Here is a 26,952-nt window from a genome sequence, read left to right as displayed (position 1 = left end):
TGAACTGAGACCTAAAAATTAGACAGTTTAAAATACAGGATTAATAGAGGCTTGATTCCGATATTCTTTCGGAGTTAAGCCTTTTAATCTGCTCTTTATCCTTTCTTCGTTATAGTATTCGATGTATTCTTCAATGGCTTGAGTTAATTCTTGAAGGTTATGGTACTTGTATTCTTGGTCATAAAACATCTCTGTCTTAAGCAGACCAAAGAAGTTCTCCATTAAACCGTCATCCATGGAATTGCCTTTTCTGGACATGCTTTGAGTGATGCCTTGAAGTTTTAAAGCACGTTGGTATTTTGGACTCTGATATTGACAGCCTTGGTCAGTATGAAAGATACAGTTGTTAAGAGCTGTTTCTTTAGCGAAAGCTTTATCAAGCATTGTCATTACTAAATCCATATCTGGATGTTTTGAAATAGAGTAAGAAACTATATCGCCTCCACAACCATCCAAAATAGGTGATAGATAAAGCTTTTCACCATTGAGATGAAATTCAGTAATGTCAGTGTACCATTTCATGTTGGGCATTGGTGCAAAGAAATCACGACGAATTAAATTAGGGGCTATCTTGCCAATAGTTCCCTTGTAGCTTGAATACTTACGCTTGTTGCGTCTGATACCCTTAAGACCCAATTTATGCATCCAGTAACGGACTGTTTTCTCAGTAATATTCCAGCCTTCTTTTATTAACTGGAGTGCCACTCGACGATAGCCATAGCGTCCTTTGTGACGATTAAATATTTCCTTGATCCTTGCAATAAGTTTGGAACGCTTGGGCTTCTTAGGCTTTCGTTTAATTATTTTATAGTAAGAGCTTCTGGCAATCGTAGGCAGCTCTGGATGCTCTGCAATTGCATCTAAGACATAGTTCAAGCTAACCTTAAATTCATGCCTTAGATCAGTAATTGCCTTAGCTATTTCTTTCGATCTTTGTCTTGATCCAAGGCCTTCAGTTTTTTTACGTATTCGTTCACAATACGCAATCGCAAGTTTTCTTCTTTCAGCTTTTGGATCTCTTTCTCCAATTCCTTGCGTGATTTTTGACTCTCTTTGATCACGGGCAGGGCGTCCTTTCTGTTTGATAATGACATTATACCCGTTTTCCTTATATTCTCTAAGCCAAATACTAAGTGTGCCAATACTCTTAAGCCCCAGTTCTAGTGATACTTGTACATATGACTTGGTACTGAAAACAGCTTGCTCAATTGCTTGTTCTTTAAATTCCTTAGAATAAACCTGATAAGGCCTATCTAAAACATTGATTCCATACATATCAATTAATCTAAGCATGTAATCCAAATTAGCTACATTCGTTTTATATGTTTTAGACAACTGACTTATTGAAATCTTTTCATCTTTCCATTTACGATAAATTTCTATTTTCTGTTCTTTATTAAATTTAGACATAGTAAAGACCTAAAAGTGTCTCACTTTTAGGTCTCACTTCAAGATGATTCTAGAGCTTTTTATTTTGTTAAATTGTTTAACTCTAAAGGTATCATATTATAATCTTAAAGAAAGAGACCACATCATTATAAGTAATTCTCTTAGCATAATTTCTAAATATCACCAAGGAGTACCATATCTGAAGATGAAAACTAAAATAATATCAATAATACTTTTAATACTCATCGTCCCACCTATTCTTTTCTGTGTACTTAATTCTAGTTACGAGTTATACGTTAATCATCAAGAAAATATTGCATACAGTAAAATGCAACAGGCTGTAGACAAACATGGCTATAATGCAATTAGTCTTGAGCCCGTAAAAGCTCGAATAAAATTCTTTCACATTTATGAATATAAAAGTTCATTTTCTAATCAAAAAACATTGAATAAGAATAGACAACTCTTCAACAAAGTTGGATATAAGATAGGCAAACATGATGATCTAGAAACGCCTTATAAATATTCAATCAGTGCCCTAAAATCAAACGGAAAATGGACAGTTTATATTAAAGAAGAACCGTTTGGCAAAGAAAAAAGTTATCGCGAAGATTGATTTAATTGCAACCTAATTTGCATCTAGTTTAGGAAAATATTAAAATTAAACTCAACTGAATATTTCATTTAGTGGTTGGGTTTTTATCAGAATAAAAGCTTTCAAGATTTGCTTCTTTGGGTCAAGAGGCACCTTGAAGGCTTTTTGCTTTTTTATAGAAAGGGAATACATGCATTTTTTAGGGGAATTAATCTTAATCCTATTAACTACAGTCTTATTAGGTCAGCTCTTTGCTCGCTTTAATATGCCTGCAGTTATCGGACAATTATTGTCAGGAATCTTACTTGGACCAGCTATCCTAAATTGGGTAACGCCAAACGATATTGTCAGTCTATTCTCAGAATTCGGGGTTATCCTGTTAATGTTCTTAGCAGGCCTGGAAAGTGACCTCGATTTACTAAAGAAATACTTCAAATTAAGTTTCACCGTCGCTAGTGTCGGGGTTATCTTACCAGTTGTCTTCATGGGAATTGCCAGCTACTTCTTCGGTATGAAGCCACTTGAGGCACTCTTTATCGGAATTGTCTTTGCGGCAACCAGTGTTTCAATTTCGGTTGTAGTATTGCAAGAAGCACGACAACTTCATACCCGTGCCGGTACAGCAATTTTAGGTGCGGCTGTAGTTGATGATATCTTAGCCGTAGTTGTTTTAAGTTTGTTCACTACTTTCAGTCACGAAGGCGGTAAGAGCGGTTTAACTAACAACTTCTTTATCAATATTTTGATTGAAATTGTCTACTTTGTAGTTGTTTGGGTCATCTTTAAGTTCGTTGCCCCATACTTTATGAAGGCTTCCGAAAAAATCGATGTTGACTACTCTGTAGTTATCGGTTCGCTTGTCTTAGCTTTAACTATGGCTTGGGCTGCCGACTTTGTTGGATTATCTGCCGTTGTAGGTGCATTCTTTGGTGGCTTGGCTATTAGACAGACGCCACAATATAAAGAAGTTCACTCTTCAGTTTCCGCAATCGGTTATGCGATCTTTATTCCGGTATTCTTTGCCGACATCGGTCTTTCAATGACCTTTGAGAGCTTCTTCAAGGATATTTGGTTCATTATCGTAATGACAATCTTAGCCCTCTTATCTAAATTCTGGGCTGGTAAATACTCAAGTGAAGTCTTCGGCTTTACTAAGAATGAGGGTAACATTGTAGGTGCCGGTATGATTTCTCGTGGTGAAGTTGCCTTAATCGTGGCACAGATCGGGATTACCCATCACCTCTTCCCTGAAGATATTTACTCAAGCTTGATTTTGGTAATCATCGTTACAACGGTACTTTCACCATTTATTTTGAATTATTTCATTAAGAAACAAAAAGATAGTAAAGAATTTATGTAAAAGAAAATCCTCGACAAAAACGTCGGGGATTTTTTCATGTTCGCTTGTGAACGAATACTAGATTTTTTAATTATAAAACGTAGACACAATTTAGCCTACATAATATAATACTGTTAGGAGATGATGGAACATGTTACAAACACCAAATAATATTAAAGCAGTTACTGCTCGTGACTTACGTAATAACTTTAAAAAAATTGCTGATGACATTAATGACTATGATACTACAGTTATCGTTGCTCGTCCTAAAGACAAAAACGTCGTAATTATTTCACAAAAAGAATATGATTCATGGCAAGAGACCTCATATCTTCTAGGGACTAAGGCAAATCGTGATGCATTAGCGGAAGCTAAAGAATCGTTTGAAAATAAAGACACCCGAAACAAAATCTTAACTCCAGAAGAATTCGAGGCTCTAACTAAAGATGACGAAGCTTAACGTAAATTTTAACTATAATGCCTGGGATGAATATCTAGAGTGGAAGAAAGAAGATAAAAAAACTTCCAAGAAAATCGATAGCCTCATTAAAGATTGTCAACGCCATCCATTCACTGGAAAAGGAAAACCCGAACCTTTAAAGGCAAATTTAAGCGGTGCATGGTCTCGACAAATTAATCACAAAGATCGTATGGTTTATTCAGTTACGGCAACAGAACTTCAAATATGGCAACTAAAATATCACTATTCTAAATAGAAAATCCTCGACAAAAACGTCGGGGATTTTTTCATATTCTTAAACAAACTGTTCTAAATCGATTACTTGATCATATCTCTGTAACTCTTCTGGTTCATAATGGTGAATTACTTCCACAAAGGTCAAATCAGACTCTAACAAGTAATCATGAATCTGATCTGAGGTCTTTTTATCAAGGGATGCATTAATTTCATCAAGCAACAACACTGGCCGCTTCATTAAAATGGCCCGAGCTAATTCAATTCTTGCCAGCTGCCCGCCTGATAATTGATCCGCATTATCCCCTAAAGAATAATCCCATCCCTTCTCTTTCACGATGGTGTCTAGTCCCAACTTGGTGCAGACTTCCATTACCATTTCCCGGGAAATATCTGCGCCTAGTGTCAAATTAAACCACAAGGTATCTGCAAAAATCACTGGACTTTGACTAGCATATGAAAAGATATTAGCAAATTCTCCAGCCTTAGCTTGGCTATTATTCAAAATAATATCTTTAGCCTGACCGAATTCTCCTGTCATTAAATATTGCAAAAGCGTTGATTTCCCGGTACCCGATGGCCCAATAACTGCTACTTTTTGTTCAGCCTTAATCTTTAAATTAAGACGTCTAGCCAACTCCTGATCTTTTCTAATTAAAGTTAAATCATCCACTTCCAATTCACTAAAATCATTTTCAGAAACGTCTTCAGTTTTCTTGCCTTCGGCAATATACTTTTCAGCTTTAGCAACAATCTTTTTAGTAGTTGCTAACTTATTGCGACCTTCTAAAATTGTCAAAATTGGATTAACAAAAGAATTCGACAACTGCACAATTGCAAATAATGCACCCAATGTAGTTTGTCCATTAACTACCATGTAAATCCCTACTAAGAATGGCACTGTAAAGGTAAACAAGTTAGCAATCAAGCTGACCCATGAAACTGTGTCCAAGTTCAGTAAATTCATCTTGCACAGTGCTGCTTCTAATTGGTTAACAAATACCCTACTCTTCTTAACAGCATTATCTTGCTTGCCATACAACTTGAATGTTGAACTACCAGTTAAAAAATTCTTGATATGACTAACATACTTATCATTGGCGTTGGTCCAATTTTCGGAAGCAGTTTGAATTTTCTTTTGAAAAAGGCTGGATACAATCATCGGTAAGCATGAACCTATTAGAAAAAGCAAGGTTACTAACCAGTTAACCGACAATGCATAGCCTAATGCAAAAATAATCATGTACGCTTGCATCATAATTTCAATTTCTGCATCAAAGCGATTAGTTTCTAAGAGCTTAAAATCTGTAGTTAGATAACCTAAGCTAGTAGTATTTTCATCACTAGATTGTTTAAGCATCCCTTTTAAGATGCCAAGCCGTAAAGTAGTATTTGCTTCCTGAATCGCACCTGTTTTTAAGCGATTGAAAATAAGTGAAGCTAAAAAGGTAATCAATAAGCCGCTAACAGCAATTAGCAAAATTTGCGGTAAGTCACTAAAGCTTCTTTGCGTAGCAATATTAGTCAATGCCTGCACCATATAAGCCACGATAATCTGTTGCATACTGGCAATTAAGCCGAAGATAATCATGCTGATGAATTTAGAATGCGAAGAGTATTTGTAAATCATATTTCTATCCCCCGTAACTTACCGTTATGTCACCATTTGAATTATCAATACTTAATACTCTTCGCGCCTTGTCATTTTTGCTGTAAGAGTCGCCTTTATTTGAACCATTTATCTCAACGTGTCCATTCGACGTATCCAGATCATAACCGTCAGCTGTACTATGATCGACCATAATATTACCATTTGAAAGATCAATTTCACCTTGACTAACAGCAACGCCTTGAACCGTAACGCTACCGTTAGAATCATCGATTTCAATATTTTTTAACTTTTCATCTGGCAGTTCAATCGTAATTTGCGGTACTACAGAATGTTTTTTGAATAAGTCAAAGAGATTTCCATTAACTACCTTAATGCCATCTTTATCTTCAACAATTAATTGCTTATTCTTGACTTCAACTTTTGGAAGCAACTTATGTCTTCCCTCAAAAAGAACACGGTAATGATTGCCTTGTTTGACTTTAATATTTGCATTACTGGTATCAACTTTTACTTGATTAAATTTGCGGTTGGTTATAACTTTTTGTACTACTTGTTCTGAACTAGCTTTATTCATATCCTGCACCTTTAAAATTCCTAAGATAACTAACATAATTACAATAGCCAAAATTAACATTTTCATTCCTCTTTTCATTTCTATCCCTCGCTACTTGAATTGTTCTTAGTATCGCAGGATAATGAATGAAAATGTAAGGGATTTGCAGATCTGCAAATCGAGGTATGACATGTTTAAATATGGTTCAGTTTATAAAGATTTACGCAAAGGACAAGAAATCACGCAAACTGAGGCGTGCCAGGGAATTTGTTCAATTTCTAAACTTTCTCGCTGGGAAAACAACCAGGTAGAAGTAGAATTCAGTACGGCAATTGCGTTACTTAAGCGCATTAACATTACGCTAGATGAATTCACCGAACGTGCAAATATCGAAGCGGAATTTGAACTGCCTGATGAAATAATTGCGGCAATCAAGGATGAAGACGTTCCCGTATTACGTAAATACGTGCAGGCTCATTTAGCTAAATATCATGCTAGCAAAAACATCCTTGAATTAAAGAATATTATGCTAGTCTGTAACCAACTGCTTTTAATTGAGGGGAAGAGTTACTTGACCACTACTGATATTCAAAGAATTGGTTCTTACTTACTGCACACAACAGTTTGGTCAAAATATAATATTATCTTGTTTGCCAATTCACCTTTCTTGTTGAATTCCGAAATTGGTTTCAAGATCGCTATGCGAATCGTTCATAACTTTGACCAAGTGAACGATTTGAGGGATAATCTCACAATCTTTATGGGCGGTCTCTCGGACACCGTTATTGCTTTTATCTTTAAAAAGAAACTAGACTATGCACAACAGCTATTAGATGAATTGCGTAAGGTTGAACTTCCGCCTCATTTCATGTTCTTTGATCTCTCCTTAACCTTTTTACAACGGGTCATCGACTATTGTCATACTGGAGATGAACAGCCCGTTCTAGCAATATTCAATAATTTGATACAATTAAATTGCTCACAACATGCACAACAATTATTAGAAGTCTTCAAGGATGTTAAACAAATTTGGGAGGACGATGAATGAATTCTACAGAGAAAATACGCTTAGCTAAAAAGATTTCCGCAATCATTGCAATTATTGCCTGGGTCATAACTATTATTTTCATGGCAGTCAAAATTTACGGCTGGATGCAAGATCCACACCTACCTGCTATCCATGATCAATTTGTTGCTATTATTGGCTTTATTCCATTAGTTAGTGGTTTTCATCCTGGCATTTGGAGCTTTGATATTGCGGTCCTTGCCACTATTGTTTGGCTAATTTTGCGTTCTTTTTATGGAAAAGAAAATCGTTCCCACTAACGTGAGAACGATTTTTCGTGTTCGCTTGTGAACGTATATTTGGATTTAGTATAATTTTATCTGTAGAAAAGCTGAAGCGGTGGCTATCCTTGAAGGAGATGGTGCTTATGAGTGATTTTTGACTCATGCCAACATCCTAATAGAAAGGAGACGCCTCGTGTCTGTATCAGACGCGTTGCAACTAATGTTAGATTTTGGCTCATTATATACTTCTAAAAAATACTTTATGATTGAGGGATAGGATGAAGAAAATTAAAGAAGATCTATTAGGCAGTATCATCGGTGGTGTAATTCTATTAATCGGTCTTAAGTTTATCAATTTAATTCCCTGGTCATGGCTACAAACTGGCATTAAGATTGGATTATTCTACATTGTAATTGATATTGTTTGTCTGTTATGGAAGCTTTATAAGTTCAAGAAAATATCTAAATCTGAATTAATCAATGACAAAATTGAATAACTAAAAAGGCTCCAATTGGAGCCTTTTACTATGGAGTCAAACATTATTTCAATAATTTTACCAGATTCTTACTCGTTGCTCTGGATCTAGCCACATACCATCGTTTTCACTGACATTGAATGCTTCATAAAATTCATCCAAACATTGAGCCGCAACGTTAGCTCTCATCTCTCCAGGAGCATGTGGATCAAGTTCTGCCAAGGTCTGTCTAACCTCAGGTCCCATCTTTCTACGCCAGATACGTGCCCAATTTTCAAACAATTCGGTCAAATTACCTTTTTCTTCGGCACATGCCTTAACGGCAGCAGTCAATCCACCGAGATCTGCGACATTTTCTCCCACGGTTTGATGACCATTGACTTTGGTTCTTCCAATCTGGATTCCATCAAATAGCTTTACTTCAGCTTGTGCTAATTCAGCAAATTTTTCGAAATCTTCTTTTGACCACCAATCACGTAAATTACCTTTTTCATCAAATTTAGAACCATTCGGATCAAAAGCATGACTAATTTCATGAGCAATTACAGCACCGATACCACCATAGTTTTCACTACTGGTATTCTCAGAACTGTAAAATGGTGCTTGAAAAATAGCAGCAGGGAAAGTAATGTCATTATTAGTAGGTGCATACCCAGCGTTAATGATCATCGCAGGCATATCTTCACCCCAAAGTTGACGATCAAATTTTTGGTTCAATTTTGTAATGTTAAATGCTTGCTTAGTTTGTCTAATCTTACGAATGCTATCGTACAAATTATTACCGAGAGTAATTTGATCGTAGACCTCTGGCAGCTTAGTAGGATATCCGATTTTAACTTTAATAATACTAAAACAAGTAATGAAGAAACTACCGTAACTGTAGATGCAAATTACAGTACTCCAATTATTACTTTTGATAATTCTGGTAAAGTAATTGAAGTTAGAACAGCGACTCCAGGAGAGAAGTTTACTGTTGATTATCTAGAAAAAGTCAGTCGTGCTGATAAAGTAGCTAGTTATATTGGACAATTTGGTGGAGATCAGGCAATTTATCGGATTAAGGGAACCAATAATTGGTTATATTCAATGGGAGTTACGCCGGCATCTAAGATAACCGCTCATAACTATGATTTAGAAAACTACTCACTTGTTAAATTCCCTAAAGCTACCGACCTGTACAATGGTAATGGTGTATCATTGAATGCAAAAATGAAGAATGGTGGAAAGTAGATAAGCTAGTTTACATTTGGATTCCAAGTGAAAATAAAATAGAAGAATTTTACCACCTCTCAACGTTTACTAAAGGCTACGAAATAGACTATATACAATATGCATCATATGAAATAGGTGCCAATACAACCATTTACGATAAGGGAGCATACGTCAAAACAAGTGATGTTCAATTGGTTGAAAATAGTATTAAGTTAACCCCATCTAACACTCCAGAAGAAGCACAAGCCGCTGCAATGAAGAAGTAAATTTTACTAGCAATCAAAAATCCTGTTACGTTTGATGTAACGGGATTTTTATATACTCTAATTTTCACTCTATCAAATAAAGCCCAGAGCGTTATAACACATATGCACCAGCATCGAGTACCGCAAGTCCTTCGTCTGCATGTAGACCCAAGCTAGCACCATACCTAAGCCCCAATATACAAAGATAAACTTGCTAAGCATCGGATCATGCATATAAGCGAACAAGAAGCCACTAACAATGATGCCGAGCCACTTATTCGTAATCTTTTTCTTCGTGAAGAAAATATTGAAAAACATCCCTCTAAAGACGACTTCCTCACAAAACGGCGCAATAAAGACCACCATAATTTCAAACAAGCCCTTACTATGCAGCTCAATCTTATTCAATGCTTGTTGATTATTCGAAACGCCTCGGCCAACCAAGCTTAACATCACCATTGAGACAATAAGAATCAGAACAAAACCAATTATTGCAATGCCGATTCTTCGCATATCCCAGTGTGGCGCCTGATTAAAACCCCAATCATTGTGCTCCTTCAATTGCCGCTTATACAGATTGAAAATTACGAAGAGTACGATCACCGTTACCAGCGCGGTCACTAACGCACGCATATGATCTAATCTAATTCTTTGTGGGTAAAAATAAAATACTTGCAATTCGATATATAAAGCGAGCGACAAAATAGCTCCCGCAATATTTCCCAGGTAATGCCAAAATTTCGCCATTTTCTTATCAACACCTTGATTCTTTCATCTTTTAACTATTGTTTCCATTATAATAGAAATAACTCAAAATGACTAAGGAGGGGGCATCATGTTGAATGAAATCATCGCCTTTTTTGGGAGACGAGGCGAATTTTTCTACATCTCAGTTTTCATGCTAGTCATGTTCTTTGTCTTTTTAATCTCATGGCTAGTTGAACCACGTCGTTTAATTAATGGCGCGTTCTTTACCATTTTTCTTGCTTCAGTAGTAATTTGGATCACCGTTATGGTGCATAAAAGCACGAGTCACGGTTTGCAACGAGCCTATGATTTATTAGTCTTAGCGGCATTTTTCTTAATTACTGCTCTATTAATCTTCGCTTGGCTTTTTCTATTTTGGAACGCCTACTTTGTTTGGAAATATGAGAGTCATACGTTGCCTAACCTTTTAACATTAATTTTCGGATTCGTTGCTTTAATTCTGAGTCTGATATTTTTATTCGGCCCAGGACAATACTTACCGCGCTGGCTCAGCGTCTTACTTGCCTCAATTCCAGCTATCGCTATTTACCTAGGCTTAGTTTTATACAATTTCTTGGTCAATCTGCTCTTATATCAAATCTACCCACGCCGTTACAAGCAAGATTATTTAATAGTACTAGGTGCTGGATTAATTAACGGTGATCGCGTTTCTAAGCTCCTTGCAGCTCGCATCAACCGGGCTATCCAATACTCTAACCGCCAATATCAAAAAGGCAGGAAGCGCCCTATTATCATCATGTCAGGCGGTCAAGGACCTGATGAAAAGATACCCGAAGCCGTAGCAATGGCAAAATTTGCCCGAAAACGGGGTATTAAGACTAACCACTTGCTAATTGAAGATAAATCCAAAAACACCTACCAAAATATGCTTTTTTCTAAGAGATTAGCTACTAAAGACTTTGGCGGTAGTAATTTTAAAGCCAAATTTTTTAGTAACAACTACCATATTTTTAGAGCGGCGCTTTTAGCTAAAGAAGTGGGCCTAAAAGCCAACGGTGTCGGTGCTTTTACTCGTTTTTACTATCTGCCTAATGCTATCATTCGCGAATTTGCCGGAGTGTTTGTCATGCATAAACGCCGTCATTTCGTTATCATGGGAGTAATAGTTTTATTCTTTATCTTACAAGCTATCTTAGTTGCGACAGGTAATATTAAGTTTAGTGTGATCTAAAACTATTTAGAAGAGAGGGACTGAATGCTACAACTAAAACACATTTTTAAATCATACAAGGTTGGAGACAATATCACCCATGCCCTAGATGATGTAACGATCTCGTTTAGAGATCAGGAATTTGTCGCCATCTTAGGACCAAGTGGTTCTGGTAAGACGACAATGTTGAACGTGATTGGCGGACTTGACCGTTATGACAAAGGTGATTTGATCATTAACGGCAAATCAACCAAGAATTTTAAGGAAACCGATTGGGATGCCTACCGCAACAACAGCGTCGGCTTTATTTTTCAAAATTATAATTTGATTCCCCACCTATCAATCATTGCTAACGTTGAATTGGGGATGAATTTATCCGGTGTTGGTAAAAAGGAACGGCATGAAAAAGCCATTGCCGCATTGACTGAAGTTGGATTAAAAGAACACATCAACAAGCGCCCTAACCAACTATCTGGTGGTCAGATGCAGCGTGTTGCCATTGCCCGTGCGATTGCCAATGATCCCGATATCTTGCTTTGTGACGAACCAACTGGTGCGCTTGATACGGAGACTTCTGTACAAATCATGGAATTGATCAAGAAGCTTTCTAAGGATCGTTTAATCATCATGGTTACGCACAACCCGGAATTAGCTGAAAAATACGCTACTCGAATCGTCAATTTCCAAGATGGCAAGATTCAACATGATTCCGAGTCCTTTAAGCCAGAGGATGAAAAAGATACTTTCAATCTAAAGCGGACCAAGATGTCTTACTGGAACGCAATTAAGCTTAGTTTTACCAACATTATGACCAAGAAAGGTCGAACTATTTTAACTGCTTTTGCCTCCAGTATCGGCATTATTTCTATTGCTGTCGTGCTTTCGATCTCTAACGGTTTTCAAAAGCAAATTAATACAACCATGAGTAAGGCTTTAGCCAAGTACCCGATTGCAATCTCGCAGACGGCTACTGATATGACTTCGATGAATAACCACGAAGATTCAGATAAAAATGTTAAAAATCGGGGCTATGTCACGGCGAAAAAGGATCCTAGTGAGGAAGCGCAGCATACTAACAAAATCACTGAAAAGTACGTTGACTACATTAAAAAGATCAATCCTAACTATGCCAACAATGTTTCCTATCAAAGAGCAGTTAATTTAAACCTGCTTTCTAAAGTCAATGGCAAGGTAGAGCGCGTTCAATTCTCAAATGCAGATCCTGATCAAAGTGCGTCGATGTCAGCAATGCGCTCACAGGCAATGAGTTCGATGGGAATTGGTTCCTCTGTTTTTCCTACCGCTTTAAATAAAAAGAAGGGCTCATTCTTGAAGCAAAATTATCAGTTGCTCTCTGGTCATTGGCCAAGCAAAACTACTGACCTCGTTTTAGTAACCGACAATAAAAATACCGTTAACATTAATTCTTTGAAGAACCTTGGCTTTGATGTCGACAACAAAGAACGTGTTAAATTTAGTAAGCTAATCGGTAAAGAATTCAGTATCGTTGATAATAATGACTACTACCAAGAATTACCTACGGGGATGTTTGTTCCTAAGAAAGCTAATTCAGCAATGTACAACGGCGGTACCAAGCTGAAGCTAACTGGGGTAATTAGACCTAAGAATGAAGATTCGATGGCTCTTTTATCAACGGGAATCGCATATAGCGACAAGCTTTCTCAAGATGTCATCAACGACAACAAGAATTCTGCCATCGTGAAGGCTCAAAAGAAGTCTAACCGCAGTGTTTTAACTGGACAAAGCATGAAGGCTAATGAAAAGAAGATGATCATGCAAACCTTAGGTGGTTCAAGCATCCCTACTGGCATCATGATCTACCCTAACAACTTTGATGACAAGGACAAGGTTCTTGATTACCTTGATAAGTGGAACAAGGGCAAAAAGAAGACCGACAAGATCATCTACACCGATATGTCTAGTGCCGTAACGACTATGACCGGTGGTTTGCTTGGCGGTATTACGACTATCCTAGTTGCCTTTGCCGCAATTTCATTGATCACTTCAATGATCATGATTGGTATCTTAACCTACACTTCAGTTCTCGAAAGAACCAAGGAAATTGGTGTCTTGAAGGCTTTAGGTGCTCGCAAGAAAGATATCACTCGCGTCTTTGACGCCGAAACCTTCATCTTAGGTGTCTTCTCTGGTGTGCTCGGTGTCTTCATCGCTTACCTATTAACATTCCCAATCAACAGCGTGATTTATAAGATTACCGATTTAGCTAATGTTGCTCAGCCTGATCCAAAAGCTGCGTTGATTTTAATTATTATTTCAACCGTATTAACTTTAATTGGTGGTCACATCCCTGCTAGAATGGCAGCTAAAAAGGACGCGGCTATCGCGCTTAGAAGCGAATAAGAAAAACAGCGTTAGAATTACTAACGCTGTTTTTTACGCTCTTTTCAACACTAAATTAAGTGGTGTAACAATCACCGGCACTACTAATGCAGTGAAGATTGCTTCAATCACACCATTTGCACCTAGCGCTGTAATCAAAATCAGAATCAGCGGCGTGCTAGAATTATAGTTGCCTAAATAATGAAGCAGACTAGCTGGATCATGCATAAAGAAAATACTTGTCAGTAAAATTACCATGATCGTGTTGGTCAATGAAGTTACTGCTCCACTCAAAATGTAGCCTAACTTGGCATAATTGGTTTTGCCCATTGCTTTGGAAATTAAGCCTGGGAAAAAGCCTGCTAAAACACTAGGCACAACAGAAATTACTGGATTTTGGAACAGCATCAAGCTGACCATATCTCCAGGTTGCGTATATGCAACGATTAATCTGGTAATTCCCCAAAATAATCCAAATCCTAAACCTGCCTTAGGGCCCATCAAAGTACCATAAATCGCAATTGTCATCGGAATCGTGGTAATTGCAGGCAAGGCCGGAATGATTCGCACATAACCAATATTCGGTACGAAAGTTTGCATGATCAAAATAGCTGCAAAAACTGCAGTAATGGTCATGCGTCTCGTTTCTTCTCGTCTCATTTTTATCCCCAATTCATTAAAAAGATACTACTAATTAAACCATAGTCAGATTTTTTTCTCAGCAAAAAAGGCCTGTTTCACATGAAACAAGTCTTTTATTTTTTACTTAAATTACCGCTAAAGGAGTTTTCTCCGTTGGAATTGGAAAATCACTATTAATTAACCTTAACTCGTCATCAGTTAACTTTATTTCTTGAGCAGCAATATTTTCCTTCATGTGTTTAATACTGCTGCTTTTTGGAATGGCCAACACATTGCCATTGCGCAAAGTCCAAGCAAGCATAATTTGATGCGGTGTTACACCATGATCGCGAGCCACGATCTTCAAATTCTGCGTAATTCTAATCGTGTCTCCTGCTCCAGAATTAAACGGAGAATAACCAATAAAGCTGACGCCATGCTCTGTTTGCCAGTCTTGCAAATCAAACTCTGTGCCTCGTTCCTTAATATTATAGAGATCTTCGTTAGCAAAACATTCTGTTCCACCAGGCACACTAAATAATTCTTTCATATCAGACGTATCAAAGTTAGAAACGCCCCAGTGACGAATTAATCCTTCTTTTTGCAAAGCTTGCAAACCGCGAATCGTGTCTGATAAACGATGATTACCGCGCCAATGCAATAAATATAAATCTAAATAATCAGTACCTAATCTCTCTAAGCTAGCTTCCAGACTCTTTCTCTCTAGCTCAGGAGTCGCATGATAGGGATAGAATTTTGAAATTAAAAACAATTTATCACGATCGTAATCTTTAATTGCCTCGCCTATCAGCTCTTCACTTTTGCCATCACCATACATTTCTGCTGTATCGATAATGTTCAAGCCATTATCTAAACCATAGCGAATGGCCGCAATTTCATCTTTTTTATTTTTGGGATCTTCACCAATCCCCCAAGTACCTATACCTAAGCCTGTTAACTTTTCAAAATCCATCCGTATTCACTTCCTTTACTCAAATTTTAACATAGTTCTGTGATTTTCATTTTACCAATTGACAAAATGGTCTATTCCATTTTATAATGGACTAGACCAGTAAAGGAGGGCTTTAAAATGAAAATTATTGTTACTGAAAACAAAATTCAAGGTGGAGCAAAAGCATTCGAGATTTTTGAAAATGAAATCAAAAATGGTGCTAAAGTTTTAGGTTTAGCTACCGGTTCTACCCCTGAAACTCTTTATCAAAACTTTACTAACAGTGATCTTAACTGTTCAAACTTAATTAGCATTAACCTTGATGAATATGTTGGCTTAACACCTGATAATCCTCAAAGTTACCACTACTTCATGCGCAAGCACTTATTCGACAAAAAGCCTTTCAAGAAATCTTACGTTCCAGACGGCATGACTAAAGATGTTGCTGCTACTTGCAAAGAATACGATCAAATTATCAAAGATAATCCAATTGACGTGCAACTATTAGGTATCGGCCGTAACGGTCACATTGCCTTTAATGAACCTGGCACTCCATTTGACATTGGTACTCATGAAGTTAAGTTGACTGAAAATACAATCAAAGCTAACTCACGTTTCTTCGACAACGAAGATGAAGTACCTAAGAGTGCAATTTGTATGGGTAATGCCAACATTATGCAAGCCAAAAAAGTAGTATTAATGGCCTTCGGTGAAAAGAAAGCACAAGCAATCAAAGAAATGATTGAAGGACCAGTTACTGAACAAGTGCCTGCATCAATTTTACAAAAACATCCTGATGTAACTATCATCGTTGATAAGGCTGCAGCTCAAGAACTAGACGACAAATACAAGAACTAAATAACAATTTATCCCTAAAAATGAAAAGCTAGGCTTTCTACAATCGTAGAAGACCTAGCTATTTTTGTGAATTATACTTCACTAAATCGCATTTTTGCTCTAAATATTGAAGTATAATTCATTTTTTATAATTTCTCTGCTCTAATTGAATTATGTTTCATTCCTATCCGATTTTTCATTTCTACCCTTGACTTTTTCGTGTGAAACAGAATTAAAAAAGAGCTTGTGTGCCACAATATCTTGTATTAAACTTATTAATTGTCCAATATCTGGTATTTAAGAAAGAATGTGATTCAAGTTATTGTTTTAAGCGGGCCAATTGGAGCCGGGAAATCCAGTTTAACCAGTATTTTAGCAGAGCACTTAGGTACACAAGCATTTTACGAAGGCGTTGATAATAACCCTGTTTTGCCGCTTTATTATAAGGATATGAAGCGTTACACTTTTTTACTTAACACTTATTTGCTTAACCACCGTTTAGCTCAAATCAATCAAGCTATTCAAGATAAGAACAGCGTATCCGATCGTTCTATCTATGAAGATGCGCTTTTCTTCAAGATGAACGCTGACAGCAAGGTCGCAGATCCTACAGAATTTAAGATCTATGATGACTTGCTTGAAAACATGATGGAAGATACGCCAGGCAACCCAAGCAAGAAGCCTGATTTGCTTATCTACATCCATGTTTCACTTGATACCATGCTTAAGCGCATTAAAAAGCGTGGTCGTTCATTTGAACAAATCAGCACAGATCCAGGCTTGAAGGATTACTACGCTAGATTGCTCAGATACTATGAGCCTTGGTATGAACAATATGATGCTTCTCCTAAGATAGCTATTAATGGTGACAAACTTGATTTTGTTTCTAGCATGGATGCCCAAAGAGAAGTATTGAAGGAAATTGATGAGAAGTTGCACGAAATCGGTAACTTATAAGACTGAATAAAAAGAAGGAACGTGATGACAGTTATTGTTTTAAGCGGGCCAATTGGAGCCGGGAAATCCAGTTTAACAGGTATTTTATCCAAATATTTAGGTACTAAGCCATTTTATGAAAGTGTTGACGACAATCCAGTTCTGCCACTCTTTTATGCTGATCCTAAGAAATATGCTTTCTTATTGCAGGTATACTTCTTAAACACGCGTTTTCACAGCATTAAAGATGCTCTTACTGAAGATAATAATGTACTCGATCGTTCTATCTACGAAGATGCGCTCTTCTTCCAAATGAACGCTGACATTGGTCGTGCAACCTCAGAAGAAGTGGATACTTACTATGAACTTCTGCACAATATGATGAACGAGCTTGAAAGAATGCCTAAGAAGAATCCAGATTTGCTTGTTCATATTAATGTTTCATATGACACCATGATTAAACGGATTAAAAAGCGGGGTCGTCCATATGAACAATTGAGTTATGACTCAACTCTAGAAGACTACTATAAGCGTCTGCTTCGCTATTACAAGCCTTGGTATGAGAATTACGATTACTCACCAAAGATGGAAATCGATGGTGATAAACTAGATTTCATGGCTAATCCAGCCGACAGGCAAGTAGTCTTGAATCAAATCACAGACAAATTAAAAGAAATGGGAAAGCTTCCTGAAGATTGGAAAAAGCCAACAGATATCCAAATCGAAGCATAATTTCCCAGGAAATAATAAACCGCATAGAAATTCTATGCGGTTTTTCTTTATTCAAATTTTGCCAACGCTTCAGCAATTCCATCATGATTATTATCGAGCGTCACATGATCTAAGCCAATCTTCTCTTTTAATTCTACGGGTGCATTACCCATTAAAATTGGATGACCTACTTCTTCCAACATTTCTTCATCATTATAGTTATCACCTAAAGCAATGCAATCTTTTAGTGGTACCTTGTATTCTTTCGCTAAAATTGCTACTGCACTGGCCTTGCTTACGCCTTTTAGTACGACTTCTAGTAGTGTTCTTGAGGATCTGACAATGCTCAAATCTGGGAATTTTTTAATCAATTCTTTTTGCATACGATCAAGTTCTTCTGGTTTGCCCATGATCAAAGCTTTGTGTACGCCCTGCAATTGCTCAATTTGATCAACAGTAACCGGAGTGGCCTTAACATCGACAATTTTCTCTTCATGTTCAACCAGCGGACTCTTTTCTTTAGCGCAATACCACACATAGCCGCTATAGATATTCCAAGCCGAGCCATTATTTTGCTTTTCAACATAATGGCAAATTTCTGCTGCTTCTTTTGCATTAAAAAAGCGCGTAATTAATGCTCTGCCTGTTTCATCTAGTGCTAATGCGCCATTATAGGCAATCATCGGAAAAACTGTCAGGATCTGTCCTACCGCTGTCATAATTCCCTTAGGCAGGCGAGCTGAAGCTGGTATAAAGATATTGCCAGCAATAATCTGATGCCTAATTGCATCACGCGTTTTAGGCGTTACCTTCAATTCATCGTTAATTAATGTGCCATCGATATCTGAAAAAATAAGTTTTGCGGACATTTTTTCACCCTTAATCTCTTTAATCTATGTAATTAAGAATAATGCTAAAAAACTGATAATGAAAGTAATTTGGTGCTTAAAGTCTATCTCTGTACAGCAAATTATAATGAATCAGTATAATCTCTTGACAATAATTCGTGTTTACAAATTTAATTATGAATGCTAAAGTATAATAGTTGCTTTCAGAAAGCAAAAACACGAACAATTCTTTGGAGAGAGTTTTATGAATTTTATTAGGAAATATTTTCAACTAGATAAATACAATACCAGCATTAAAGTCGAATTTATTGCTGGTTTGACTACTTTCATTAGTATGTCATACATTTTGTTTGTTAACCCTAGCGTTTTAGGTGCCAGTGGCATGAACACAGGTGCTGTCTTTACTGCTACTGCTTTAGCCAGTGCGCTTGGTACTGCAATCATGGGTATTGTTGCTAACTACCCAATTGGTGAAGCTCCTGCTCTTGGTATTAACGCATTCTTCGCTTACACCGTTTGTGTGGGGATGCATGTTTCATGGCAAACTGCTTTAGCCAGCGTTTTCGTTGCATCAATCATCTTTATTTTGATCACTCTGTTCAAATTACGTGAGAAGATCATTGATTCAATTCCAGCTGACTTAAAGTTTGCTATCTCATCAGGTATCGGTTTGTTCATTGCCTTCTTAGGTTTACAAAACGGTAAGTTAATCGTCGCAAATAAATCAACTTTGGTTGGCTTAGGCTCACTTCACGATCCACTTATTTGGATCACCATCTTTGGTTTGCTTGTAACTGTTATCTTGATGATTTTGGGCGTTCCAGGTGCGATCTTCATCGGTATGGTTTTGGCCGCTATTTTCGGTATTTGTACTGGTCAAATTGCATTGCCACACAAGGTGATCTCAACTGCTCCAAGTTTGGCTCCAACTTTTGGTCAAGCTATCTTCCACGTTAAGGATATTAATTCCGTTCAAATGTGGGTTGTTGTCTTAACCTTCTTACTTGTTACTTTCTTCGATACTGCTGGTACTTTGATCGGTTTGGCTCAACAAGCCGGCTTTATGAAGAACAACAAGATGCCACGTGTTGGTAAAGCTTTAGCTGCCGACTCAAGTGCGATGGCTGTTGGTTCAATTCTTGGTACTTCACCAGTTGGTGCGTTCGTTGAATCAAGTGCCGGCATTGCCGTTGGTGGTAGAACTGGTTTGACTGCCGTCTTTGTAGCAATCTTCTTCTTGATCTCAATGATCTTCAGTCCACTTTTGGGCGTGTTCACTAGTCAAGTTACTGCACCAGCTTTGATTATCGTTGGTGTCTTGATGGCACAAAATACTGCTCATATTCACTGGAACAAGTTAGAAATTGCGGTTCCCGCATTCCTTATTATTTTAGGTATGCCACTTACCTACTCAATTTCTGATGGTTTGTCATGGGGGATGATTTCTTACCCAATCTGCATGCTTGCAGCTAAACGTGGTAAAGAAATCAGCCCGATGATGTGGGTACTGTTCTTCGTATTCATTATCTTCTTGTGGGTACTGAACTTTTAGATGAAAAACAATAGATAAAGAAAGGACTAAGTTCGAAATTTGAATTTAGTCCTTTTTGCTTACGTTTTTTACTTTTCCAATAAAAAATCAATAATATTTTGATGAATAATCCCATTACGACTCATATCAAATTTATCCATCGAAAGTACATATTTAGGATAATTATCTGCAATACCGTCATACGCACCAAATTCTCGATCTATCGTCGTCTGACTACCCAACATATAAGTCACCTGATAGTAGCGTTTATCACTACCTTTTTGAGCTACAAAATCAATCTCTTTTTTGTCATTTAGTCCAACCGAAACGTGATATCCACGACGTAAAAGCTCAATAAAGACAATATTTTCAAGAATTTGATCAATATTTTGCTGATTATTGCCAACAATAGTTTGTCGTAAGCCATGATCGGTAATGTAGTATTTATCATTAACTCTAAGATTCTCTTTGCCACGTAGATCGGTTCTAGGAACACGCGTAAATAAATATGCATCACAAGTGTATGAAATATAGTCAATAATCGTATCCGCAGAACTACCTCTGTGCTCGCTCTTAAGGAATTTAGCTATACCTGTAGCTGAAATAGGATGCCCTATTTCACTGCTTAAATAGCTGATTATTCTTCTAAGTAGATCTACATTTCTAATTGCATGACGATCAACAATATCCTTTAGAACTACAGAACTATAAATATCCTGCAGGTACGTATCACATGCTTGCTGATCAGAATAGATCAGTGACAAGAAAGGCATTCCACCTATTTCTACATAAGTAGCAAAATCACGATCTAAGTTTTGCCGATCAGAATTAATTGCTTCCAAAAACTCACTGAATGAAAAAGGATAAACCTTAATTTCAACATATCGACCAGCAATTTCAGTTGCTAATTCTCCTGATAACAGTTGAGAATTCGATCTAGTAATATAAATATCGCAATTATAAGTTACACGTAAAGAATTAATTGTTTTTTCCCAGGATTTAGCTCTTTGAATTTCATCAAGGAAAAGATAAGCTTTGCCATCAATCTGGTTAATTCGTTTAACTAATTCTTGATTAAGTGTTTGATAATTGAGCAGGGATTCATATTGTAAGTCTTCAAAGTTAATGTAAATGAAATTAGCTCTATCTTTTCCACGATCCACTAATTCATCTGAATTTGCTGCAACAAAACTGATTTTCCACTACGGCGAATGCCTGTAATTACTTTAATAATATCTTTATCAATAAATGGACTAATTCGATTTAAATATGTAGTTCGTTTAATCATGCGTTCACCTCATTTATATCGATTATAATCGATAAGATTATAAAAAAAGAGCCTTTTATCGAGTATATTCGATAAAAGGCTCTTATATTTCCCAGGAAAATTATCGGGCAATCTCTAAACAATATGCCTTGTGATGACAATGCGGACATTCTAATTTCCTAAATTTAGGCGTATGCGCTGAAAAGATAAATGTTCTCAAAGATGGTACAAACTTTGTACCACAGTTTGGGCAAACATATTTTACCTGGTTATAGTAGTACTTAGTCAAAAGGGCAGTCGATCCAAATACTAAAACCAGCATAATTACAATACTGGTAATCATCGCTATTAGTGAATCAATTTGCTTAAACTGATAGGTGCTAAAGATTCCGATTGCTTCGATTAGTAAAATTCCTACGCTGAATAGCCACATCCGCCTTCTTAAATTAGTTAATCTAATTTCTTTTTTCATAATTTGGGCAATGTCGACGAGATTATTTGAATCAATTTTCTGTGTAGCAATTGTCTTGTTTAGCCGCCGCAACTGCTTTTGTTGCTGTTCTAAAGAATCAATTTTGCTTTCATTTTCCATAATCTGCTTCTGGAATAATAACTGCAGTGAATCAGAACCACTCTGGTCACTAAGCAATTTCTTAATCTGCTTAATAGAAAAATCTAGTTGTCTCAAATAATTAATCAGTTCTAATTTTTGAATTTGCTCTTCGCCATAGTAGCGATAGCTGTTTTCACCAATAAACTCTGGCTTAACCAAATTTTTCTGATCATAAAAGCGAATCGCACGTGGCGTCATTTTTAGTTTTTTTTGCTACCTCGCCAATGGAATATTTTTGCGACATTGCTTTCACCTCCTGATTTAAATATACGGGTTTACGTAGGGTTAAGGTCAATAATTATCTTAAATGAATTCGCATTCATTGAAAAAACTGAACAAATAGCTTGAATTTTATTGAAATTATTAACTATTTAAGTATAATTAAAATTGATTATTCGGTATCTACTATTTTTTATTCGCAATATCTTTAGTTTATAGAATAAAATCAGATATTTTGCGAACTTTTTCTGGAGGAATTACATGAATTCTATCAGCAAATTTTTTCATTTAGATGAGAATCACACCTCATTTAAAACAGAATTGCTAGCTGGGTTGACTACTTTTGTAAGTATGTCCTACATTCTTTTCGTTAACCCTAATGTTTTAGGTGCCAGCGGTATGGATAAAGGAGCGCTGTTCACCGTGACTGCCTTATCGGCCGCTTTCACTTGTATCGTAATGGGTTTAGTTGCTAACTACCCCATTGCATCCGCACCAACATTGGGACTGAACGCATTTTTTACCTACACAGTATGTTTAGGGATGCACGTTAAATGGCAAACTGCTTTAGCTGCCGTTTTTGTTGCTTCGATCCTCTTCATTTTGCTTACTATTTTTAAAGTCCGTGAAATGATTATTGATGCCATTCCTGCTGATATCAAATATGCAATTTCAGCTGGTATCGGTTTGTTCATTGCTTTCATTGGTCTTCAAGGTGGTAAGCTTATTCAAAACAGTGACTCAACTTTAGTTACTATTGGTGGTCTTAACAATCCAACCGTTTGGATCACTATCTTTGGTTTGATCGTTACCATTTTCCTAATGATTGCACGCGTACCTGGTGCAATCTTCATCGGAATGATTGCTGCGGCTGTCTTCGGCGTAGTTATTGGTCAAGTTCCAATGCCTAAGGGCGTGATTTCATCTGTCCCAAGCATCGCACCAACTTTTGGTCAAGCAGTTTTCCACATTTGAACGATATTAATACCGTTCAAATGTGGGTTGTTGTCTTCACCTTCCTTTTAGTAACTTTCTTTGACACGACCGGTACTTTAATCGGTTTGGTTCAACAAGCCGGCTTAATGAAAGACAACAAGATGCCTCGTGCCGGTGAGGCTTTAGCCGCTGACTCTTCAGGGATGCTTGTTGGTTCAGTACTTGGTACCTCACCTGTCGGCGCCTTCGTTGAATCAAGTTCTGGTATCGCAGTTGGTGGTAGAACTGGTTTAACCGCAGTTTGGGTTGGTATTTTCTTCCTAATTTCTACTATCTTCAGCCCAATCTTGAGCGTCTTTACTACTCAAGTAACTGCACCTGCCTTAATCATCGTCGGAGTTTTAATGGCTGAAAACTTGGCTCACGTACACTGGACTAATCTCGAAATTGCCATTCCTTGTTTCCTCATTGCAATCGGAATGCCTCTTACTTACTCAATTTCAGACGGTTTAGGCTGGGGCCTTATCGTTTACCCAGTTTCAATGATCGCAGCTAAGCGTTTCAAGGAAATTACACCAATGATGTGGATTCTGTTCGTGGTGTTCATTATCTACTACGTGGTTTTAAACGTAAAATAATTTCATTAATAAAATACCTTCATCTAAGCAAGCAGTTAATAGCTGCTTGTTTTTTTGGATTTCACTGTAAAGATTTATACGCTTGATTAAAAATAATTTAAAAAACTATTGACAATTAATTAATGCTTCAGTATTATAACTTATAACATAAATAATATTTTAGCTTTGATAAGGAAAGTAACTTAAGATAAGATTTTCAGAGAGTCTTCGCTTGGTGAAAGAAGATAATTAAGTCTTACGCGAAAATCACCTTTGAGCCGAGAGTGCGATAATTAGCATTCTCAGGGTCCGCCCTATACAGCGGCGACGTATCGCTAATCACAAATAGATTGGCCGCACGTGCAGAAGGTTAAATGTTGAAAAACTTTTAACAAAAATAGGTGGTACCGCGTTTTAAACGCCCTATTAGATCAAATTGGTCTGGTAGGGCGTTTTTTTATTATCAAAGTTAAGTTATTAATTTTTAAGGAGAATTGGCAATGGATCAAACAAGATTAGTAACTTTAGATAATGGTTATCACCTATTTACACGAAAAGTCAATGAAGGACCTATTAAACTGCTTTGCTTACATGGTGGCCCTGGCGGAACACATGAAACTTTTGATAATTTTAAAGATGGCTTAAAAGGGCAAGGCGTTGAAGTTTATTCATATGATCAATTAGGATCTTACTATTCTGATCAACCTGATTTTACTAAAAAAGAAAATAAATCATTACTTTCTATCCCTCGATATGTCGATGAAGTCGAAGAAGTAAGACAAAAGTTAGGCTTAGATAATTTTTACTTGTTGGGACATTCATGGGGTGGACTTCTTGCTCAAGAATATGCTTACAAATATGGCAAACACCTAAAGGGCTTAGTTCTAATGTCAATGATTGATAACTTAGATGAATATACAGAAAATATTAATCATGAACGTGAAGAAACTTTTTTACCTGAACAAGTTGATTACATGAAAGAATGTGAAAAAGCTGAGAACTTTACTGACCCTATGTATCAGCAATTAGTTGCTCATCTTTATTCCCTCTTTTTAACAAGACATCCCACAGGTACAGCTCATCCTGTAAATACTCACAATAATGTGATTTACAACTATTTCCAAGGAAATAATGAATTTGTTATGGTGGGTGAGCTTACCAAATGGGATTTCAGAGAGAAACTAGCAAGTTTGAAGATGCCAACTTTATTAACCTTTGGAGAATTCGATACTATGCCACTTTCAGCTGCTCGCAGAATGCATCAAACACTAAGTAATTCACGCTTAACTTTAACTCCGGATGGCGGACATTGTCATAATACTGATAATCCAAAAGCATTTTTCACGTCTTTAACTAAGTTTTTACACGATGTTGAGAACAACACATTCAAGGGAGAATAAACTATGAAATTAAACAAATTACTATTATCCGCTTCCGTCGTCTTAGCTTCTTTAGCTACCGCTGCTTGTGGAAATAACAACGCTTCTGCTAATAAAAAAGATCAAACTTTACATTTAATGCAAACAGGAGAAATCTTATCTTTAGATACTTCTAATCAAGCTAATATTAGTCAATGGAATGTCCTAGAAAATTCTATGGAAGGACTTTATCGTGCCGATAAAGAAGGTAATCCTTCTCCAGCAATGGCTACAAAATTAGTTAAGCCAACAGATCACGGTAAAAGATATACCTTCACCTTAAGAAAAAATGCTAAATGGTCCAATGGAGATCCTGTAACTGCGGAAGATTTTGTTAATTCATGGCGTAGATCTGTCAGTCCTAGCTCTCAATCAGGTTATTCTTATATCTTCACTGGTGTAAAGAATGCCACCAAAGTCACTGCAGGTAAGTTGCCAGCAAAAGATCTAGGGGTCAAAGCTTTAAACAATCGCACTCTTCAAGTTGACCTAGAATATCCAATGCCATACTTTACTAGAATGATGGTTCTGCCAGCATTCTTCCCACAAAGCAAAGCTGCTTTAACTAAATTTGGCAAAAGCTATGGTTCTGCTTCTAATAAGATGTACTACAATGGACCATTCAAGGTTGATGGTTGGACAGGTAGCAATTTGTCATGGGACTTGGACCAAAATAAATATTATTACGATAAAAAAGATATCCATTTAAAGAAAATGAAAATGCAAGTTGTAAAAGATGCAAACACCGCACATCAACTTTTCCAACAAGGAAATCTTGATGACGCAACTATTACAGGAACCACGGCTCAAGGCTTGCAAAAAGATAAAAATTTAATGCATCTTAAACGTGCCGGAGTCTACTATTTACAACTAAATCAACGTCAAGGACGTGTATTTTCAAATTCTAAATTACGTGAGGCTCTATCTTTAGTATTAGACAAAAAACACTTAGCTGAAAAAGTACTTGCCGATGGTTCAGAACCTGCATATACATTTGTTGCACCAACTTTAGCTAAAGATCCAACCACTGGCAAAGATTTTGCAACTGAAATGAAGCCAAGTGAAAATTATAATGTCAAAAAAGCACAAAAATTATGGCAAGAAGGCTTAAAAGAAGAAGGAAAGAAATCTGTCACTTTAACTTACTATACAGATGATCAAACTATCAATAAGAATATTGCCCAATTTGTTCAATCACAAGTTGAATCCAAATTAAAAGGTGCAGATGTTGAAGTACACGCTGTTCCTGCTAAAAATAGCCAAGATAATGTAAGTAAAGGCAACTTTGACATGCACTTTAGTTTATGGCTTGCTGATTATGCTGACCCAATGAGTGATTTTGATATCCTTCAAACCAATAATGCTCAAAATTACGGTAAGTATAGTAGTAAGGCTTACGATAATTACATTAGTGCCGCTAAAAGCAAGAGCGCTGCAGATGTCAAACAATACTGGCAAAATATGAGAAATGCTCAAAGTCAGTTAACTAAAGATACTGCAGTAGCACCTTTGTACAACATGACCGAAAGTCACTTAGTAAGAAGCAACTTAAAGGGTGTATTATGGCACTCCGTTGGTGAAGTTGATTATACAAGAGCATATTTTAAGTAAATAATTTTTAAAACAAGCAGTTCCAGCTGCTTGCTTTTTCTACTCTAAGTCAAGTGTTATCAACGATTTTAAGCAATTTTATTTTGAAATACAGGCCTAATCGGGAAATGGCTCCCGGAGAATCGAGTTAAATATCTGATTTAGGGCATGA

General features: G+C 36.8%; 27 protein-coding genes, 1 pseudogene and 2 other annotated features. Of the genes and pseudogenes, 17 read left to right on the top strand and 11 right to left on the bottom strand.

Going from position 1 to position 26,952, the window contains the following annotated elements; all coding sequences use genetic code 11:
- Nucleotides 1-27: 27 nt before the first annotated feature.
- Nucleotides 28-1,410 carry an IS3 family transposase gene (locus tag B5E95_RS07715; protein ID WP_087236113.1) on the bottom strand — a complete coding sequence of 461 codons (1,383 nt, stop codon included), beginning with the start codon at nt 1,408-1,410 and terminating at the stop codon, nt 28-30.
- Nucleotides 1,411-1,594: 184 nt separating this feature from the next.
- Here B5E95_RS07715 and B5E95_RS07710 point away from each other — a divergent pair, with 184 nt between their 5' ends.
- The 4 genes from B5E95_RS07710 (at nt 1,595) to B5E95_RS07690 (ending at nt 4,039) form a co-directional block, all read left to right on the top strand.
- On the top strand, nt 1,595-2,005 hold the full coding sequence (locus B5E95_RS07710) for a hypothetical protein (protein ID WP_087236111.1): 411 nt from the start codon (nt 1,595-1,597) through the stop codon (nt 2,003-2,005).
- 73 nt (nt 2,006-2,078) lie between these two features.
- Nucleotides 2,079-2,135, top strand: a sequence feature (sodium ion sensor (DUF1646 type); this cis-regulatory element may regulate processes involved in with the transportation of sodium ions).
- A gap of 39 nt (nt 2,136-2,174) precedes the next feature.
- Nucleotides 2,175-3,344, top strand: a complete 1,170-nt coding sequence (locus B5E95_RS07700) for a cation:proton antiporter (protein WP_025005990.1) — start codon at nt 2,175-2,177, stop codon at nt 3,342-3,344.
- A gap of 130 nt (nt 3,345-3,474) precedes the next feature.
- Complete coding sequence (locus B5E95_RS07695; protein WP_003625002.1) at nt 3,475-3,783, top strand: type II toxin-antitoxin system Phd/YefM family antitoxin; 309 nt, start codon at nt 3,475-3,477, stop codon at nt 3,781-3,783.
- Nucleotides 3,770-4,039, top strand: a complete 270-nt coding sequence (locus B5E95_RS07690; protein ID WP_087176272.1) for a Txe/YoeB family addiction module toxin — start codon at nt 3,770-3,772, stop codon at nt 4,037-4,039. The genes B5E95_RS07695 and B5E95_RS07690 overlap by 14 nt, the downstream gene beginning before the upstream one ends.
- A gap of 39 nt (nt 4,040-4,078) precedes the next feature.
- On the opposite strand, the gene B5E95_RS07685 is transcribed toward B5E95_RS07690, so the two are convergent.
- On the bottom strand, nt 4,079-5,647 hold the full coding sequence (locus tag B5E95_RS07685; RefSeq protein ID WP_087176273.1) for an ATP-binding cassette domain-containing protein: 1,569 nt from the start codon (nt 5,645-5,647) through the stop codon (nt 4,079-4,081).
- 4 nt (nt 5,648-5,651) lie between these two features.
- Nucleotides 5,652-6,281, bottom strand: a complete 630-nt coding sequence (locus B5E95_RS07680; RefSeq protein WP_087176274.1) for a DUF4097 family beta strand repeat-containing protein — start codon at nt 6,279-6,281, stop codon at nt 5,652-5,654.
- A gap of 91 nt (nt 6,282-6,372) precedes the next feature.
- Here B5E95_RS07680 and B5E95_RS07675 point away from each other — a divergent pair, with 91 nt between their 5' ends.
- The 3 genes from B5E95_RS07675 to B5E95_RS07665 all read left to right on the top strand — a co-directional run bounded on the left by B5E95_RS07675 (nt 6,373) and on the right by B5E95_RS07665 (nt 7,969).
- The gene (locus tag B5E95_RS07675; RefSeq protein WP_087236109.1) at nt 6,373-7,230 is read left to right on the top strand and encodes an Rgg family transcriptional regulator; all 858 of its coding nucleotides are present in this window, start codon (nt 6,373-6,375) and stop codon (nt 7,228-7,230) included.
- Nucleotides 7,227-7,508 (top strand): hypothetical protein, encoded by a 282-nt coding sequence (locus B5E95_RS07670; protein ID WP_087176276.1) that lies wholly within the window; start codon nt 7,227-7,229, stop codon nt 7,506-7,508. The genes B5E95_RS07675 and B5E95_RS07670 overlap by 4 nt, the downstream gene beginning before the upstream one ends.
- Before the next feature lie 242 nt (nt 7,509-7,750).
- Complete coding sequence (locus B5E95_RS07665) at nt 7,751-7,969, top strand: hypothetical protein (protein ID WP_025005996.1); 219 nt, start codon at nt 7,751-7,753, stop codon at nt 7,967-7,969.
- 57 nt (nt 7,970-8,026) lie between these two features.
- On the opposite strand, the gene B5E95_RS07660 is transcribed toward B5E95_RS07665, so the two are convergent.
- Nucleotides 8,027-8,722, bottom strand: a complete 696-nt coding sequence (locus tag B5E95_RS07660) for a M13-type metalloendopeptidase (protein WP_241146338.1) — start codon at nt 8,720-8,722, stop codon at nt 8,027-8,029.
- Between the two features lie 18 nt (nt 8,723-8,740).
- Between B5E95_RS07660 and B5E95_RS10960 the strand changes: the two genes are divergently transcribed.
- The gene (locus B5E95_RS10960) at nt 8,741-9,178 is read left to right on the top strand and encodes a hypothetical protein (RefSeq protein ID WP_241146337.1); all 438 of its coding nucleotides are present in this window, start codon (nt 8,741-8,743) and stop codon (nt 9,176-9,178) included.
- A gap of 320 nt (nt 9,179-9,498) precedes the next feature.
- Here B5E95_RS10960 and B5E95_RS07650 read toward each other — a convergent pair whose 3' ends face one another.
- Complete coding sequence (locus B5E95_RS07650; RefSeq protein WP_087236105.1) at nt 9,499-10,152, bottom strand: CPBP family intramembrane glutamic endopeptidase; 654 nt, start codon at nt 10,150-10,152, stop codon at nt 9,499-9,501.
- Nucleotides 10,153-10,240: 88 nt separating this feature from the next.
- Here B5E95_RS07650 and B5E95_RS07645 point away from each other — a divergent pair, with 88 nt between their 5' ends.
- Both B5E95_RS07645 and B5E95_RS07640 read left to right on the top strand, forming a co-directional pair.
- Nucleotides 10,241-11,344, top strand: coding sequence for a YdcF family protein (locus B5E95_RS07645; protein ID WP_087236103.1), 1,104 nt, complete (start codon nt 10,241-10,243; stop codon nt 11,342-11,344).
- A 24-nt stretch (nt 11,345-11,368) separates the two neighbouring features.
- The gene (locus B5E95_RS07640) at nt 11,369-13,705 is read left to right on the top strand and encodes an ABC transporter ATP-binding protein/permease (RefSeq protein ID WP_087176283.1); all 2,337 of its coding nucleotides are present in this window, start codon (nt 11,369-11,371) and stop codon (nt 13,703-13,705) included.
- Nucleotides 13,706-13,738: 33 nt separating this feature from the next.
- Here the strand turns inward: B5E95_RS07640 and B5E95_RS07635 are convergent, their stop codons facing one another.
- Both B5E95_RS07635 and B5E95_RS07630 read right to left on the bottom strand, forming a co-directional pair.
- Entirely contained in the window at nt 13,739-14,344 is a 606-nt protein-coding gene (locus tag B5E95_RS07635) for an ECF transporter S component (protein ID WP_087176284.1), read from the bottom strand.
- Nucleotides 14,345-14,450: 106 nt separating this feature from the next.
- Nucleotides 14,451-15,278: an aldo/keto reductase gene (locus tag B5E95_RS07630; RefSeq protein WP_087176285.1), complete on the bottom strand. Its 828-nt coding sequence runs from the start codon at nt 15,276-15,278 to the stop codon at nt 14,451-14,453.
- Between the two features lie 117 nt (nt 15,279-15,395).
- Here B5E95_RS07630 and nagB point away from each other — a divergent pair, with 117 nt between their 5' ends.
- The 3 genes from nagB (at nt 15,396) to B5E95_RS07615 (ending at nt 17,762) form a co-directional block, all read left to right on the top strand.
- Nucleotides 15,396-16,115 carry a glucosamine-6-phosphate deaminase gene (gene nagB / locus B5E95_RS07625; protein ID WP_025006214.1) on the top strand — a complete coding sequence of 240 codons (720 nt, stop codon included), beginning with the start codon at nt 15,396-15,398 and terminating at the stop codon, nt 16,113-16,115.
- Between the two features lie 288 nt (nt 16,116-16,403).
- Nucleotides 16,404-17,051, top strand: a complete 648-nt coding sequence (locus B5E95_RS07620) for a deoxynucleoside kinase (RefSeq protein WP_087176286.1) — start codon at nt 16,404-16,406, stop codon at nt 17,049-17,051.
- Nucleotides 17,052-17,075: 24 nt separating this feature from the next.
- Nucleotides 17,076-17,762, top strand: a complete 687-nt coding sequence (locus B5E95_RS07615; RefSeq protein WP_087176287.1) for a deoxynucleoside kinase — start codon at nt 17,076-17,078, stop codon at nt 17,760-17,762.
- A gap of 47 nt (nt 17,763-17,809) precedes the next feature.
- Here B5E95_RS07615 and B5E95_RS07610 read toward each other — a convergent pair whose 3' ends face one another.
- Nucleotides 17,810-18,610, bottom strand: coding sequence for a Cof-type HAD-IIB family hydrolase (locus B5E95_RS07610; protein WP_087176288.1), 801 nt, complete (start codon nt 18,608-18,610; stop codon nt 17,810-17,812).
- Between the two features lie 223 nt (nt 18,611-18,833).
- On the opposite strand from B5E95_RS07610, the gene B5E95_RS07605 reads away from it, so the two are divergent.
- Complete coding sequence (locus tag B5E95_RS07605; protein ID WP_087176289.1) at nt 18,834-20,141, top strand: NCS2 family permease; 1,308 nt, start codon at nt 18,834-18,836, stop codon at nt 20,139-20,141.
- Between the two features lie 68 nt (nt 20,142-20,209).
- Here B5E95_RS07605 and B5E95_RS07600 read toward each other — a convergent pair whose 3' ends face one another.
- The 3 genes from B5E95_RS07600 to B5E95_RS07590 all read right to left on the bottom strand — a co-directional run bounded on the left by B5E95_RS07600 (nt 20,210) and on the right by B5E95_RS07590 (nt 22,198).
- Nucleotides 20,210-21,283, bottom strand: a complete 1,074-nt coding sequence (locus tag B5E95_RS07600) for an ATP-binding protein (RefSeq protein WP_233185867.1) — start codon at nt 21,281-21,283, stop codon at nt 20,210-20,212.
- On the bottom strand, nt 21,283-21,408 hold the full coding sequence (locus tag B5E95_RS10955) for an ATPase (protein WP_087176290.1): 126 nt from the start codon (nt 21,406-21,408) through the stop codon (nt 21,283-21,285). Before B5E95_RS10955 ends, B5E95_RS07600 begins: the two co-directional genes overlap by 1 nt.
- Before the next feature lie 100 nt (nt 21,409-21,508).
- Complete coding sequence (locus B5E95_RS07590; RefSeq protein ID WP_239442290.1) at nt 21,509-22,198, bottom strand: MerR family transcriptional regulator; 690 nt, start codon at nt 22,196-22,198, stop codon at nt 21,509-21,511.
- Nucleotides 22,199-22,480: 282 nt separating this feature from the next.
- Between B5E95_RS07590 and B5E95_RS07585 the strand changes: the two are divergent.
- The 3 genes and pseudogenes from B5E95_RS07585 to B5E95_RS07575 all read left to right on the top strand — a co-directional run bounded on the left by B5E95_RS07585 (nt 22,481) and on the right by B5E95_RS07575 (nt 26,801).
- Nucleotides 22,481-23,793: pseudogene (locus tag B5E95_RS07585) on the top strand (NCS2 family permease).
- 156 nt (nt 23,794-23,949) lie between these two features.
- Nucleotides 23,950-24,201, top strand: a binding site (T-box leader).
- Between the two features lie 71 nt (nt 24,202-24,272).
- Nucleotides 24,273-25,172: a proline iminopeptidase-family hydrolase gene (locus B5E95_RS07580; protein ID WP_087236101.1), complete on the top strand. Its 900-nt coding sequence runs from the start codon at nt 24,273-24,275 to the stop codon at nt 25,170-25,172.
- Between the two features lie 3 nt (nt 25,173-25,175).
- The gene (locus B5E95_RS07575; protein ID WP_087176293.1) at nt 25,176-26,801 is read left to right on the top strand and encodes a peptide ABC transporter substrate-binding protein; all 1,626 of its coding nucleotides are present in this window, start codon (nt 25,176-25,178) and stop codon (nt 26,799-26,801) included.
- Nucleotides 26,802-26,952: the final 151 nt, after the last annotated feature.

Origin of the sequence: Lactobacillus gallinarum (assembly GCF_002160635.1) — a bacterium.
Taxonomy (GTDB): domain Bacteria; phylum Bacillota; class Bacilli; order Lactobacillales; family Lactobacillaceae; genus Lactobacillus; species Lactobacillus gallinarum.
The sequence above is the reverse complement of the archived record's forward strand: the minus strand, read 5'-3'. Positions and strand labels throughout refer to the sequence as shown.

What these genes read in the sequence shown, in the direction of transcription:
- B5E95_RS07610 (WP_087176288.1), bottom strand. Translation starts at nt 18,610, where the DNA reads ATGTCCGCAAAACTTATTTTTTCAGATATCGATGGCACATTAATTAAC.
- B5E95_RS07710 (WP_087236111.1), top strand. Translation starts at nt 1,595, where the DNA reads ATGAAAACTAAAATAATATCAATAATACTTTTAATACTCATCGTCCCA.
- B5E95_RS07695 (WP_003625002.1), top strand. Translation starts at nt 3,475, where the DNA reads ATGTTACAAACACCAAATAATATTAAAGCAGTTACTGCTCGTGACTTA.
- B5E95_RS07605 (WP_087176289.1), top strand. Translation starts at nt 18,834, where the DNA reads ATGAATTTTATTAGGAAATATTTTCAACTAGATAAATACAATACCAGC.
- B5E95_RS07640 (WP_087176283.1), top strand. Translation starts at nt 11,369, where the DNA reads ATGCTACAACTAAAACACATTTTTAAATCATACAAGGTTGGAGACAAT.
- B5E95_RS07635 (WP_087176284.1), bottom strand. Translation starts at nt 14,344, where the DNA reads ATGAGACGAGAAGAAACGAGACGCATGACCATTACTGCAGTTTTTGCA.
- B5E95_RS07590 (WP_239442290.1), bottom strand. Translation starts at nt 22,198, where the DNA reads ATGACGCCACGTGCGATTCGCTTTTATGATCAGAAAAATTTGGTTAAG.
- B5E95_RS07670 (WP_087176276.1), top strand. Translation starts at nt 7,227, where the DNA reads ATGAATTCTACAGAGAAAATACGCTTAGCTAAAAAGATTTCCGCAATC.
- B5E95_RS07680 (WP_087176274.1), bottom strand. Translation starts at nt 6,281, where the DNA reads ATGAAAAGAGGAATGAAAATGTTAATTTTGGCTATTGTAATTATGTTA.
- B5E95_RS07685 (WP_087176273.1), bottom strand. Translation starts at nt 5,647, where the DNA reads ATGATTTACAAATACTCTTCGCATTCTAAATTCATCAGCATGATTATC.
- B5E95_RS07630 (WP_087176285.1), bottom strand. Translation starts at nt 15,278, where the DNA reads ATGGATTTTGAAAAGTTAACAGGCTTAGGTATAGGTACTTGGGGGATT.
- B5E95_RS07650 (WP_087236105.1), bottom strand. Translation starts at nt 10,152, where the DNA reads ATGGCGAAATTTTGGCATTACCTGGGAAATATTGCGGGAGCTATTTTG.
- B5E95_RS07675 (WP_087236109.1), top strand. Translation starts at nt 6,373, where the DNA reads ATGTTTAAATATGGTTCAGTTTATAAAGATTTACGCAAAGGACAAGAA.
- B5E95_RS07580 (WP_087236101.1), top strand. Translation starts at nt 24,273, where the DNA reads ATGGATCAAACAAGATTAGTAACTTTAGATAATGGTTATCACCTATTT.
- B5E95_RS07645 (WP_087236103.1), top strand. Translation starts at nt 10,241, where the DNA reads ATGTTGAATGAAATCATCGCCTTTTTTGGGAGACGAGGCGAATTTTTC.
- B5E95_RS07700 (WP_025005990.1), top strand. Translation starts at nt 2,175, where the DNA reads ATGCATTTTTTAGGGGAATTAATCTTAATCCTATTAACTACAGTCTTA.
- B5E95_RS07615 (WP_087176287.1), top strand. Translation starts at nt 17,076, where the DNA reads ATGACAGTTATTGTTTTAAGCGGGCCAATTGGAGCCGGGAAATCCAGT.
- B5E95_RS07715 (WP_087236113.1), bottom strand. Translation starts at nt 1,410, where the DNA reads ATGTCTAAATTTAATAAAGAACAGAAAATAGAAATTTATCGTAAATGG.
- B5E95_RS07575 (WP_087176293.1), top strand. Translation starts at nt 25,176, where the DNA reads ATGAAATTAAACAAATTACTATTATCCGCTTCCGTCGTCTTAGCTTCT.
- nagB (WP_025006214.1), top strand. Translation starts at nt 15,396, where the DNA reads ATGAAAATTATTGTTACTGAAAACAAAATTCAAGGTGGAGCAAAAGCA.
- B5E95_RS10955 (WP_087176290.1), bottom strand. Translation starts at nt 21,408, where the DNA reads ATGATTAAACGAACTACATATTTAAATCGAATTAGTCCATTTATTGAT.
- B5E95_RS07690 (WP_087176272.1), top strand. Translation starts at nt 3,770, where the DNA reads ATGACGAAGCTTAACGTAAATTTTAACTATAATGCCTGGGATGAATAT.
- B5E95_RS07665 (WP_025005996.1), top strand. Translation starts at nt 7,751, where the DNA reads ATGAAGAAAATTAAAGAAGATCTATTAGGCAGTATCATCGGTGGTGTA.